Origin of the sequence: Rhodococcus sp. IEGM 27 (assembly GCF_033142305.1) — a bacterium.
Lineage (GTDB): Bacteria > Actinomycetota > Actinomycetes > Mycobacteriales > Mycobacteriaceae > Rhodococcus_F > Rhodococcus_F oxybenzonivorans.
This window is the reverse complement of sequence record NZ_JAWLSG010000005.1, coordinates 120293-133038: the sequence shown is the minus strand read 5'-3', so window position 1 is coordinate 133038 and position 12746 is coordinate 120293. Positions and strand designations below refer to the sequence as shown.

The window sequence follows — 12746 nt, the reverse complement described above, 5'->3', positions numbered from 1 at the left end:
CCGGAGTGTCAGGCTGCGCCTTCGCCCAGGTAGGGCATCCACGAGGGATGGAGATCTTTGGTGGATGCCAGCAGACGCCAGTGCGGCCCCGAGGGCGGTACCAGGGCGGCCCGCAGCGTCCATCCGAGTTCGCTGAGGAGTTTGTCCGCCTTGCGATGGTTGCACGGCGCGCAGCAGGCCACGCAGTTCTCCCACGAGTGCTCCCCACCGCGGCTGCGGGGAACGACGTGATCGACGGTCTCTGCTTTGGCCCCGCAGTACGCGCAGCGGAACCGGTCGCGGTGCATGAGTGCCGCACGGGTCATCGGGATGCGGGCGCGATAGGGGACGCGGACATAGTTCCGGAGACGGATCACGGACGGTACCTGCACCGACCACTGCTCGGAGTGCACGACCGGCGCCTGCGGATCTTCGTGGACCGTGTCGGCTTTTCCGCAGGTCATGAGGACGACTGCGCGTCGGGCCGGGAGGGCGGTGAGGGGCTCGTAGGTGACATTGAGCAGCAGCACCCGGCGCTTGACCCAGAGGGGTACCGCGTTCTCGACCGGGAAAGAAGGCCCTGCGCGCTGCGCGGAGCCTTCGGTAATCACTTGTAGTGCAAACGCCCCTGACACCTCGGCACTCCGGGCATCAGTGGGCACACGTTGTCGGTGCGCGCGGGCGCTGTGTCGATTCTTCATGCGACCTCCGAGAGATTGCCACCAAGTGCATCATGAAATGCCTGCCCGTGCACGCCCATTTTTCGACAAACTTGCAGGGACGGCGGATGAACGGACGGTGACGCCGCCGTGGATCCGCCCTGCCGGGAACGGCCGGGGTATCCGGCGCAACGAGTTCCCCGAAGGCACGTGCACAATGGGAGATGCCATGACTGACGTGCAGCAGACCTTCTACGAGGCGGTGGGCGGAGCGGAGACGTTCCGCAAGCTCACCGCGCGGTTCTACGAGGAAGTCGCCAAGGACGACATCGTCCGGCCCCTGTACCCGGAGGAAGATCTCGGTCCGGCCGAGCGCCGGATGCGGATGTTTCTCGAGCAGTACTGGGGTGGACCGCACACCTATTCCGACGAACGGGGACACCCGCGCCTGCGGATGCGCCACCACCCTTTCAAGATCGGCCCCCTCGAGCGCGACGCCTGGCTGCGATGCATGCACACGGCCATTGCCTCCATCGATTCGGAGACCCTGGACGACGCACATCGGCGGGCCCTGACCGACTACATGGAGATGGCTGCGGCGTCGATGGTGAACTCCGCGTTCTGAACGGGCGCCGCGTCGATTCCACCGGTCGACTCGTGGTGCACGCGAACCTTTGGCACGATGGGCGTTTGTGAGTACTCCCGCCGAAACGTCCGCCGACGACATGCAGCCGGCACCCTGGTGGTCCGAAGCGGTCTTCTACCAGATTTACCCGCGCTCGTTCGCCGACGCGAACGGTGACGGTGTCGGCGACCTCCGAGGTGTGCAAGAGAAACTGGGATACCTGGAACTGCTGGGCGTCGACGCCCTCTGGTTGAGCCCGGTGATGCGGTCACCCATGGCCGATCACGGTTACGACGTGTCCGATCCTCGCGACATCGATCCGCTGTTCGGCGACGTCGATGCCATGGACGACTTGATCGAAGCCGCGCACGCTCGCCAGATCAAAGTCACGATGGACCTGGTCCCCAATCACACCAGCATCGAGCACGAGTGGTTTCGAGCGGCCCTCCAGGCGTCGCCGGACAGCCCCGAACGGGACCGCTACATTTTCCGGGACGGCCGGGGACCGGATGGCTCCGAACCGCCGAACAACTGGCCGAGCATCTTCGGTGGTCCCGCATGGACGAGGATCACCGAGCCCGACGGCCGGCCCGGGCAGTGGTATCTGCACCTGTTCGCCGCGGAACAACCCGACCTGAACTGGAACAACCCCGAGGTGTTCGAGGACCTCGAGAAGACGCTCCGGTTCTGGCTGGATCGGGGCGTCGACGGTTTCCGCATCGACGTCGCCCACGGAATGGCCAAACCCGAGGGCTTACCGGACCACGACTGGGACACCAACGCACTTCTACAGAACGCCGATGACGACCCGCGGTTCAACCACCCGTCCGTCCATGACATCCACCGCGGGATACGCAAGATCTTGAATGAATACCCCGGCGCCATGGCGGTCGGAGAGATCTGGGTGCGCGACAACGTGCGCTTCGGTGAGTACATCCGCCCCGACGAGCTGAATCTCGGCTTCAATTTCCGCCTTGCCGAGGCCGAATTCTCGGCGGAGTCCGTGCGCGAGGCCATAGAGAATTCCCTGGCAGCGGTCGAACAGGTGGGTGCCACGCCCACCTGGACGCTGTCCAATCATGACGTCGACCGGGAGGTCACCCGTTACGGCGGTGGTGTGATCGGCCTCGCCCGCGCCCGCGCCATGGCTCTGGTCGAACTGGCGCTGCCCGGCACCACGTTCATTTACAACGGTGCCGAGCTGGGGTTGCCCAACGTGGACCTTCCCGACGACGCCCTGCAGGACCCGGTCTGGGAGCGTTCCGGACACACCGAACGGGGTCGTGACGGGTGCCGAGTCCCGCTCCCCTGGGAAGGCACCGAACCGCCGTTCGGCTTCACGACCGGCGCGTCCACGTGGCTTCCGATGCCCGAGGAGTGGTCGTCGCTCACGGCGGAGGCGCAACTCGAGGATGTCACCTCCACTCTCTCCCTCTACCGCGCTGCGCTCGAACTGCGCGAACTCCGCCCGGAATTCTCCGGTCCGGGTGTCGACTGGTACGGGAGTCCCCCCGGCTGCTTCGCGTTCCGTCGTGGCGGTGGTCTCATCTGCGCGCTGAACGCCACCGATGCACCCATCTCACTGCCGCCGGGCGAAGTACTTCTGAGCAGCGCTCCCCTCGTCGACGGGCAGCTGCCCCCTAACGCTGCTGCGTGGCTCATCTGACGCGCACCCCCGCCGTCGCGGCCGTCGTCGCCGCTTCGATCCTGTTCGGAACCACAGGGACCGCTCAGGCACTCGCCTCCCGTTCACTCGGGTTCGACCTCGACCCGCTGGCAGTCGGCTCTGCCCGGGTAGCCGCAGCCGGGGCTCTTCTCGCCGCCTTCGCGGCGCTACGGGGAGGCCTCGGATTCGAATGCGCACCCGGAGCCCGTCGCTACCTGCCGGCTGTCTGCGGCGGACTGGGTGTGGCCGCCTACCAACTCGGGTTCTTCAGTGGTGTGCAAAGCGCGGGGGTCGCGGCCGGGACGATGATCGCGCTCGGCTCCGGCCCCGCATTCACCGGCGCACTCCAATGGGCGGTCCATCGACACCGGCCCGGCCCGTTATGGGCGGTGTCCACGGTGATCGCGGTGGCCGGAATGGCGTTGATCGTGACGGGGACCGGCGCAAACACCGACTCGTCCGACATGCTCGCCGGCGCAGTCCCCGCGCTGATCGCGGGCCTCGGCTACGCCACCTACACGGTGGCGGGCTCGTCCCTGATGGAAGCTTGGGGCGGGTCCCGAGGCCGCCATGGGACAGATGTTCGGTCTCGGCGGCCTGTTCTTGCTGCCCGTTCTGATCGCGACCTGGCCCGGCGGTCTCAACACGGCAGCGGGGGCCGCCGCGGCCGGCTATCTGGTGCTCGTTCCGACGGTGCTGGCCTACTTACTGTTCGCGGCCGGGCTGCGCCGTCTCCCGCCCGCCACGGTTGCCACCCTCACGCTCACCGAGCCCGTCGTCGCGGCGCTCCTGGGTACCGCGATACTCGGCGAGGAACTGACCGTCGTCGCGGGCATCGGGATGGCCGCAGTGGTCGCGTCACTTACCGTCCTCGCGGTGAGCACGCTCCGAACACCGTGAGGTGTTACCGGGTGACCGACAGCGGGATCATCCCGCCGCGGTGACGGTAGACGGACCCGAACCGGGCATCCACCCGCAGCCACGACGCGGTGGCGCGGACCCGGACCAGCTCCGAGGCGTCGATGCGCTCGAGGTCGATGTCGGCAGTCAAGCGATCCGAGCCCGCGTGCGGAATGAATCCGAGTGCTGTGAGGGCGAACACCACCCGCATGGCCACACCCACCGTCTGCCCGGCACCGTGCACCTGCAGCACCTCTTGATCGAGCAGCGACGCGGGAGGACCCTGACTGCTTCCGTGCTCCTGCGCCAGGGCGGCTCCGCGTTGGGCGAGGTCGACCAGCACCCGCGCCGGGACGTCGTCGATATGCACGAAACCCTCCGCGGGCGGCAGTGCGCCCCGCCACGCCGAGTCCATCGAGTATCCGGGGTCGATCTCACCCGCGTTCACCGATTTCAGTGCCGTGAGCAGCTGGTCACCGGCGGCGGACGTATCGTCCGGAGAGACGGACCCACCGACTGTGCGCACTGCGAGGACATCGAATCCTGTTGCCGCCCAGACGGTCAGCCGATTCGCGCCCCGTTGGCGCAGGCGGACCACCGCGGATTCGTCCAAACGGACGACGCGTGCGACGAACGTGGCGAGGTCACCCCGCTCCGTGGAATCCGGAATGGACAGGGTCCGCTCATGCACGTTGCCAGCTCTCCAGATACTCGCGCTCTACGGCGGTGAGCCTGCGCAGCCGCTGCGTGTCGATGTCGAAGGCCGCGATCTGCGTCGACGCCACGATCGACGCCGGCACCGATATGTCGACCCCCTTGGGGCGCACTTCGTACGCGATCGTGAAGTCGACCGCCCGCACCTTCTGCACCCACATCAGGACGTCGAGTGGAGAGTCGCTGTGCCGCAGCTGCCCGCGATAACGAACGTGGAGGTCGGCGACGACGGCGCCGTCGCGCAGCGTGACAGTCGGACGATCATTCTCGAACAGCCAGGGAATCCGCGCTTCCTCCAGCAAGGTGACCATGCGAGCGTGGTTGATGTGCTGAAAGACGTCCATGTCCGACCACCGAACTTCGACCTCCGCGTGAAAACCCTCGCTCAACGTCATACCTCCGATCGGGTGCCCACACCTCGCACCATGCTGCGTACCTGACGCGCCGCCACCGAGAGCGTCGCGAGGTCAAGGGTCCCAGACTCGAAAATTTCGGTGAGAGCGGACCTCGCCCGACCCAGTCGGGAGGCATTGGTCGATTCCCAGTCGTCGATCTTCTCGCGCGGACTCTCGTCCGGCTCGCCGCCGAGGAGCACCTCCATCGTGAGCTGCCGCAGCGAACTGTAGAGGTCGTCCCGCAACGCCAGCCGTGCCAGTGAATGCCACCGGTCACCGCGAGCCAGCGTGGAGACAGCGCTGAGCAGCCAGTCGATCCCGAGGTGGGCGTCGAGTTCGTAGTACAGCTCGGCCACCTCGTCGATGTCCCGTTCGGCGATGTCCGACACATCGCTGATGTCGAGGAGGCAGTACAGGTCGAGCAGGCGGAATACCTCGAAGGCGATGTCCTCGGGCGCCCCGCGGAGAATCAGCGGCCGTACCCGGGTTTCGAGGTCCTCGACCTGATGACCTTTGAGCAGGTGTGGGACTTTTGGGGACATCTTCCGGACATCGGTGGAGTAACGCGCGATCTCGGCTCCCACGGCCAGCGGCTGCGGTCGGTTGGTGAGGAACCACCGCGACGCACGATCGAGGACCCGCCCCGATTCGAGAATCAGATCGTCCTCGAGTGCGGCCGGCAGGTGCTCGGACCGGATGCGCGCCCACACATCGGGGAGGGCGAAGATTTCGGTGACTGCGGCGTAGGCACGAATGGCGTCGGTGCTGCTCGCTCCGGCCTCGTCCGCCAACCGGTACGCGAAGGTGATGCCGCCGTTGTCGATGGTTTCGTTCGCGAGCATGGTCGCCACGATCTGCCGGCGCAGGGGGTGCGCCTTGATCGCTGTCCGGAAGCGCTCCCGCAGTATTTTCGGGAAGTAGCGCGGGAGGCGCGGCGCGAACGTGTCGCTGTCGGGCAGGTCGGTGGCGAGGAGATCATCCTTCAGCGCCAGCTTCACATGGGCGACGAGCGTGGCGAGTTCCGGCGACGTCAGGCCCTGACCGGCCTGACGTCGGCGCGTGATCTCGGCGTCGGTGGGCAGCACCTCGATTTTCCGATCGAGTCCGCGCCGCTTCACCAGGTCGGCGATCTGCCGCCGGTGCACGGTGAGCATCGGTACCGCACTCGTCCGTGAGACACCGAGCAGGTTGTTCTGTGCGACGTTGTCGGCGAGGACGAGGTCGGCGACCTCGTCGGTCATCGAGGCCAGGAGCGGGTTGCGCTCCTCGGACGGCAACGCGCCACTGTTCACGAGGGAATCGAGGAGGATCTTGATGTTCACTTCGTGGTCGGAGCAGTCGACCCCTGCCGAGTTGTCGATGGCGTCGGTGTTGATTCGTCCACCGTTCTGGCTGTATTCAATTCTCCCCAGAGCGGTCACTCCGAGGTTGCCACCCTCCCCCACGACTCGGGCACGCACCTCGTTGCCGTCGATCCGGACGGCGTCGTTGCTCTTGTCGCCGACCATCGCATTGGTTTCGCCCGAGGCCTTGATGTATGTGCCGATGCCGCCGTTCCACAACAGGTCGACCGGTGCCCGCAGGATGGCACGGACAAGTTCCGGCGGGGACAGTTCGGTGATCGTGTCGTCCAGCCCGAGAGCTGCGCGTGCCGGAGCGCTGATCGGAACCGATTTGCGAGTCCGGTCCCACACGCCCCCGCCGTCGCTGATCAGGCTGGTGTCGTAGTCGGCCCACGACGAACGAGGCAGAGCGAACAGGCGGGATCGCTCCGCAAAGGACCGCGCTGCATCAGGATCGGGGTCGAGGAAAACGTGGCGATGGTCGAATGCCGCGACCAGACGAATGTGCCGGCTCAGCAGCATTCCATTTCCGAAGACGTCACCGCTCATGTCCCCGACACCGACGACGGTGAAGTCCTCGCGCGCCGTGTCCAGCCCCACTTCCCGGAAATGCCGCTTCACGCTCTCCCACGCGCCCCGCGCGGTGATGCCCATTTCCTTGTGGTCGTATCCCGCCGACCCACCGGATGCGAAGGCGTCACCCAACCAGAATCCGTACTGCTGGGCAACGGAATTGGCGAGGTCCGAGAACTTGGCGGTGCCCTTGTCGGCGGCGACGACCAGATACCGGTCGTCACCGTCCCGGCGCACGACCCCGGGGGGCGGCACCACCTTGCCCGACACCTGGTCGACATTGTCGGTGAGGTCCAACAGCCCGGAGATGAAGGTGCGGTACCTGTTCTGACCGGCCTCGAGCGCCTGCATCCGGTCGAGCGCCGCATCGCCCGTGGGAACCGGCGAGTTCTTGACGACGAATCCGCCTTTTGCACCGACGGGCACGATGACGGCATTCTTCACGGCCTGCGCCTTGGCTAGGCCCAGGATCTCGGTGCGGAAATCCTCGCGTCGGTCCGACCAGCGAAGACCACCGCGGGCTACCGACCCGAATCGTAGGTGGACGCCCTCGACGTCCGGTGAGTAGACGAAGATTTCGAACTTCGGGCGCGGCTTCGGCAGCTCCAGAATCTTCGACGGATCGAGCTTGACGGACAGATACTCGCGTCGATTGCCGGCCTCGTCCGTGACGAAGTAATTGGTACGCAAGGTGGCTTGGATCAGCCCGAAGAGACCCCGCAGGATGCGGTCCGCGTCGAGGCTGACGACTCTGTCGATGAAGTGCCTCAGTCGCGTCTCGAGCTCGGACACCCGTTCGACGGACGGAGTTTCGGGATCGAACATGGCCTCGAACAGTTCGACCAGGGTGCACGCCGAACGCGGATTGGCCAGTGCCACGCCCTCGATGTGAAACTGGCTGTAAGGAAACCCGGCCTGCCGAAGGTATTTCGCGTACGCGCGCAAAATTGCCGCCTGCCGCCACGCCAACCCGGCCCGGAGGACCAGTTCGTTGAACCGGTCCGCCTCGGCACGTCCGAACCACACAGCGGTGAAAGCTTCGGTGAACCGTTCCTGCAGTTTCGGCGCCGAGCTCTCACCCTCGTCCGCCAACTCGGCGTCCAGGTCGTCCTCCACCGAATCGCGCAGCAACTCAGCCGGAACCGACAGCCCGAAATCATAAATCCAGCAACTGAAGCCGTCCGGCCGCGGAACCGCATAGGGCCGTTCATCGAGTACCTCGACTCCCAGACTCTGCAGGACGGGAAGCACCTTGCTCAGCGAGATTCCCTCACCCCCGACGTACAGCGTGAGACGCCAGTGCCCGACCACGGAGTCGGGGTCACGGTAGAGATGAAGATCGATCGTGCCCTCGTCCAGAGCTTCGAGTCGAACCAGGTCGTCCAGAGCACGCGCGGGGTCGAAGTCTTCCTTGTACCCCTCCGGAAGAGCGTCCGCATAACGTTGCACCAGAACCGAATCCGCGCCAGGTGTGACCGCGACGAGATCACTGAGATGATCGTCCCAGCTGCGGCTCGCCTCGGACAGCATCGCCTGGATGCGCTCACGATCGGCGTCCGACGGAGCCAGTCTGGTGCCCATCTCCTCAGCAGTCCTGCGGATGGTGACGTGCAACAGCGCAAGGTCGAGTTCCGTGACCCGGGCGGTGTACTCGAGCGTGCCCCCGCCCAATTCCCGTAGGAGAATGTTCTGCATCGCGATCCGCACGCGCGTCGTGTATCGGTCCCGGGGAAGGTAGATCAGGCAGGAGACGAACCTGCCCAGAAAGTCTTCCCGCACGAACAGACGGAGCTGCCGGCGCAACCCGATGCTGTGCACGGCCGTGACGGTGTCGAACAACGTGTCGGCGTCGCTGGAGAACAGTTCCGCCCGCGGGAACGATTGGATGACCTCGAGCATGGCCTGCCCGGAGTACGAGTTCAGCTGAAAGCCTGCCCGATCGATCACTGCACGCACGCGGCGTGCGATGACCGGGATGTCGAGGACGTTCTCGTGCAGTGCGGTGACCGTGAAAACGCCGAGGAACCGGTGCTCGCCCACGATGGTGCCGTTCGAGTCGAGAATGCTCACCCCGACATAGAACGGGTACACCGAGCGGTGCACGGTGGCCGGAAACGACCCCTGGGTCAGAACCAGCAGCGGGCGGTCTGGAATCTCCGCCGCCGAGGGCAGGCCGAACTGTCCGTCGGTGACGGTGTCGGACCGCAGCAGTCCGAGTCCGCTCCCCGGAACGACCTCCAGTTTCCGCTGTCCTGACGAGTCAGGCTCGCCCAGCTCGAATCGGCGGTATCCCAGAGCTGCGTAATTGCCCTGCGACATCCACCGAAGGAGGTCGGCGCAGTCTTCCAGGTCTTCTTTCGTGGCGCCCGGCCTCGGCGCCGACGCCTCGAGTTGGTCGGCCAGGTTCCGCTGGAGAGTCCGCATGGCGTCGGTGTCCCGGACCACCTGGCGAACATCCGACAGGACGTTCCCGACTTCCGTCTCCAGCCTGTCCAGGACGGTGGCTTCTGCGCGGGGGTCGAGTTGGACGTGAATCCAGGACTCGGTGAGGCGATGCTCGGTGGTGTCAGCGTGCTTGTCGCCGAGCAGAATTCCGCGCAGTGCGCCGATGGGATCGCGGTGTACCGAGATGATGGGGTGGACGAATTCGCTGATGCCGATACCGAGTCGGTTGAGCAACCCGGTGATCGATTCGACCAGCAACGGCATGTCGTCGTTGACGATCTGCAGGGATGCGCCGAGGTGGTGGCCGTCTCCGGGGCGATACACCCGGGTCACGGCTCGCTCCGGCGGGCGTTGCAGCGCGAGTGTCAGGTGGGCGGCGAGCACGGCGTCGGAGGCACCGTTGACCGCGCTTTCACTGTCGCCACGATCGACATGGCGAAAGTACGTGGCAGCGAGGGCCGGCACCTGAGATCTCAGCGCCTCGGGCAGGTTCCGGGCCCACTCCGCATCCCTCAGCGCTGCCGATTCCGTCATCGGTGATCACATCCTCTTCGTCCGATCGCCGCGGGAAGTACTCCTCGAGACTATCCCGCGGCGGTCGGAACGGAGGGTGAACTTCAGGCCGCCGCGTACCCCGCTGGTCAGCCGGTACTGACCGGTGCGAGGTAACGCCCCAGCCCGGCACGTTCGGCGTCGGACAGCGGGCGTGAGCGTTCGGTCTTGACGTCGAAGGCCACCAGCAGGGCGTCACCCGTCCCGCACACTGCCCCGGATCGGTCGGTGACGACATGCCGAATCGTGTACGACGAGGTGCCCACGTGCTGCACTGTCACATCGACCTTCAACGGACCGGAGTCGTCGGTGATGATGCGCAGGAACTCGACGTCCATCTTGCGCACCACCATCGCACCGGGACGCGCACCGGCAGCGGCCAATTCCGTCGTGAGGAAATGGATCCGCGCTTCCTGCATGTACTCGACGAATCGGGTGTTGTTGACGTGCCCGAGTCTGTCGGAGTCGCCCCAACGCACCTGCACTTCGTAGGTGAAGACTGCCGGCTCCCCCACGTCAGTCCCGGGTGAGCTTGCGGTGCGTGACACGGTGCGGACGTGCCGCGTCCGGTCCGAGGCGTTCGACCTTGTTCTCCTCGTAGCCCTCGAAGTTGCCCTCGTACCAGTACCAGGCAGCCTCGTTGTCACCGAAGCCGCCTTCCCACGCGAGGATGTGCGTGCAGGTCCGGTCGAGGAACCACCGGTCGTGGGAGATCACGACGGCGCAGCCGGGGAACTGTTCGAGCGCGTTCTCCAGCGAGCCGAGCGTCTCGACGTCGAGGTCGTTGGTCGGCTCGTCGAGAAGGATCAAGTTGCCGCCCTGCTTGAGGGTCATTGCCAGGTTCAACCGGTTCCGCTCACCACCGGAGAGCACACCGGCAGGCTTCTGCTGGTCATGTCCCTTGAAGCCGAATGAGCTGATGTACGCGCGGGACGGCATTTCGGTCTGGCCGACGACGATGTGATCGAGGCCGTCCGACACGACCTCCCACACCGTCTTGTCGGGGTCGATCCCGGTGCGGTTCTGGTCAACGTAGCTGAGCTTGACGGTCTGACCGATCTTCACCTCACCCGCATCCGGTTCCTCGAGACCGACGATGGTCTTGAACAGTGTGGTCTTACCGACACCGTTGGGACCGATGACGCCGACGATTCCGTTCCGCGGAAGTGTGAAGGACAGATCTTTGATCAGCACACGGCCGTCGAAACCCTTGTCGAGGTTCGATACCTCGACAACCACGTCACCGAGGCGCGGCGGCGCCGGAATCTGGATTTCATCGAAGTCCAGCTTGCGGGTCTTCTCCGCCTCGTTCGCCATCTCCTCGTACCGGTCGAGGCGAGCCTTGTTCTTGGCCTGGCGGGCCTTCGCTCCGGAGCGAACCCAGGCCAGCTCCTCCTTCAGGCGCTTCTGCAGCTTTTGGTCCTTCTTACCCTGGACCTCGAGCCGGGCGGCCTTCTGCTCCAGGTAGGTGGAGTAGTTGCCCTCGTACGGGTACAGGCGGCCGCGGTCGACCTCACAGATCCACTGCGCGACATGGTCGAGGAAGTACCGGTCGTGGGTGACGGCCAGGATGGCGCCGGGGTAGGCCGCCAAGTGCTGTTCCAGCCACAGGACGCTCTCCGCGTCGAGGTGGTTGGTGGGCTCGTCGAGCAGCAGCAGGTCGGGCTTGCTGAGCAGCAGCTTGCAGAGCGCGACGCGGCGCTTCTCACCACCGGAGAGGTGCGTGACCATCTCCTCCGGCGGCGGACAGCGCAGAGCGTCCATGGCCTGCTCGAGCTGGGAGTCGATCTCCCAGGCATCGGCGTGGTCGAGCTTTTCCTGAAGGTTGCCCATCTCCTCCATCAGCTCGTCGGAGTAGTCGGTGGCCATCAGCTCGGCGATCTCGTTGTACCGCTTGAGCTGGACCATGGTCTCGCCCATACCCTCCTCGACGTTCTCGCGAACAGTCTTGGATTCGTCGAGCTTGGGCTCCTGCATCAGGATTCCGACGGAGGCACCGGGAGCCAGGAATGCTTCACCGTTGCCCGGCTGATCCAGCCCCGCCATGATCTTGAGGATGCTGGACTTACCCGCGCCGTTCGGGCCGACCACACCGATCTTGGCGCCGGGGTAAAAGCTCATCGTGACGTCATCGAGGATGACCTTGTCACCGTGCGCCTTGCGCACCTTCTTCATCGTGTAAATGAACTCAGCCATGTGGCCAGCCTAATGGTGTAGGGCGTCGAACCCACATTTGCGGATCGTGGGAAGAGGGGAACGGATGCTTTCCGGCTCGCCCGGGCACCCGGCTGCGCGGGTGCCCGGCGCCGCATCAGGCGACGAGCGTCTCCGCGGCGGCCTGTTCCGTAGAGGCAGATTCGCTGGAGACAGATTCCGTGGAAGAAGTTTCCGTTGCTTCCACGGGTGCAACGGTCCGGGGTTCCCGGTCGAGGACGACCGTGCACCGCGCAAGATCGGGTCCGACCGCGGTGGCGCTCAACTCGAGGTCGGTCCGTGCGACGCCGTCTCGCGTCGTGTATTCGTTGGTCCGCAGTTCACCGGTGACGATCACCGGATCCCCTTTCGCCAGCGACTGCACCACTCCGGACATCAGCCGGCGCCGGCAGGTGACCGTGAGGTACAGCGTGCTGCCGTCGCGCCACTCCCCCGTCGTGTAGTCGCGGCGGCGTACCGTGCTTGCCATCCGGAAGGCGAGAAAGTCCTCGCCGGCGGATCCGGATCGTGTGACCGGTGTAGTGATGACCGTGCCGACCACCGTGCCGTGTGTCTCGTACATCGCGCTCCCCCTGTGTCGTTCTGCGATTGCCGTTGGACACAGCCTGCCTCCGTGGAACCGCGCAATCGTCGCCCGCGGCGAATCTGTGGAGAAACGGGGCAGGTGTGGACAACCGACCG

General features: G+C 65.6%; 9 protein-coding genes and 1 pseudogene. 3 read left to right on the top strand and 7 right to left on the bottom strand.

The features are described from left to right. Positions 1-8: 8 nt before the first annotated feature. Complete coding sequence (locus R4P95_RS18595) at positions 9-680, bottom strand: HNH endonuclease (RefSeq protein WP_201453553.1); 672 nt, start codon at positions 678-680, stop codon at positions 9-11. 187 nt (positions 681-867) lie between these two features. Here R4P95_RS18595 and R4P95_RS18590 point away from each other — a divergent pair, with 187 nt between their 5' ends. From R4P95_RS18590 to R4P95_RS18580, 3 genes and pseudogenes are all read left to right on the top strand, one after another. Beyond that, on the top strand, positions 868-1263 hold the full coding sequence (locus tag R4P95_RS18590) for a globin (protein ID WP_283254015.1): 396 nt from the start codon (positions 868-870) through the stop codon (positions 1261-1263). Positions 1264-1330: 67 nt separating this feature from the next. After that, entirely contained in the window at positions 1331-2929 is a 1599-nt protein-coding gene (locus R4P95_RS18585; RefSeq protein ID WP_317746307.1) for a glycoside hydrolase family 13 protein, read from the top strand. Next, a pseudogene (locus R4P95_RS18580) lies at positions 2917-3829 on the top strand (EamA family transporter). The gene R4P95_RS18585 and the pseudogene R4P95_RS18580 overlap by 13 nt, the downstream one beginning before the upstream one ends. 4 nt (positions 3830-3833) lie before the next feature. Here R4P95_RS18580 and R4P95_RS18575 read toward each other — a convergent pair. The 6 genes from R4P95_RS18575 to R4P95_RS18550 form a co-directional block, all read right to left on the bottom strand. Further along, entirely contained in the window at positions 3834-4520 is a 687-nt protein-coding gene (locus tag R4P95_RS18575; RefSeq protein ID WP_213572610.1) for a hypothetical protein, read from the bottom strand. Next, on the bottom strand, positions 4513-4938 hold the full coding sequence (locus R4P95_RS18570) for an acyl-CoA thioesterase (RefSeq protein ID WP_109328823.1): 426 nt from the start codon (positions 4936-4938) through the stop codon (positions 4513-4515). The genes R4P95_RS18575 and R4P95_RS18570 overlap by 8 nt, the downstream gene beginning before the upstream one ends. After that, positions 4935-9833, bottom strand: coding sequence for an NAD-glutamate dehydrogenase (locus R4P95_RS18565; RefSeq protein ID WP_317746308.1), 4899 nt, complete (start codon positions 9831-9833; stop codon positions 4935-4937). The genes R4P95_RS18570 and R4P95_RS18565 overlap by 4 nt, the downstream gene beginning before the upstream one ends. Before the next feature lie 107 nt (positions 9834-9940). Further along, positions 9941-10366: an acyl-CoA thioesterase gene (locus R4P95_RS18560; RefSeq protein WP_109328819.1), complete on the bottom strand. Its 426-nt coding sequence runs from the start codon at positions 10364-10366 to the stop codon at positions 9941-9943. Between the two features lies 1 nt (position 10367). Further along, on the bottom strand, positions 10368-12047 hold the full coding sequence (gene ettA, locus R4P95_RS18555; protein ID WP_109328817.1) for an energy-dependent translational throttle protein EttA: 1680 nt from the start codon (positions 12045-12047) through the stop codon (positions 10368-10370). 115 nt (positions 12048-12162) lie between these two features. Beyond that, positions 12163-12627 (bottom strand): single-stranded DNA-binding protein, encoded by a 465-nt coding sequence (locus tag R4P95_RS18550; protein ID WP_317746309.1) that lies wholly within the window; start codon positions 12625-12627, stop codon positions 12163-12165. Between the last annotated feature and the right edge of the window lie 119 nt (positions 12628-12746).

Bases quoted from the DNA above. Each gene is read 5' to 3' on its own strand.
- R4P95_RS18595 (WP_201453553.1), bottom strand. From the start codon at position 680: ATGAAGAATCGACACAGCGCCCGCGCGCACCGACAACGTGTGCCCACT.
- R4P95_RS18590 (WP_283254015.1), top strand. From the start codon at position 868: ATGACTGACGTGCAGCAGACCTTCTACGAGGCGGTGGGCGGAGCGGAG.
- R4P95_RS18570 (WP_109328823.1), bottom strand. From the start codon at position 4,938: ATGACGTTGAGCGAGGGTTTTCACGCGGAGGTCGAAGTTCGGTGGTCG.
- R4P95_RS18565 (WP_317746308.1), bottom strand. From the start codon at position 9,833: ATGACGGAATCGGCAGCGCTGAGGGATGCGGAGTGGGCCCGGAACCTG.
- ettA (WP_109328817.1), bottom strand. From the start codon at position 12,047: ATGGCTGAGTTCATTTACACGATGAAGAAGGTGCGCAAGGCGCACGGT.
- R4P95_RS18550 (WP_317746309.1), bottom strand. From the start codon at position 12,627: ATGTACGAGACACACGGCACGGTGGTCGGCACGGTCATCACTACACCG.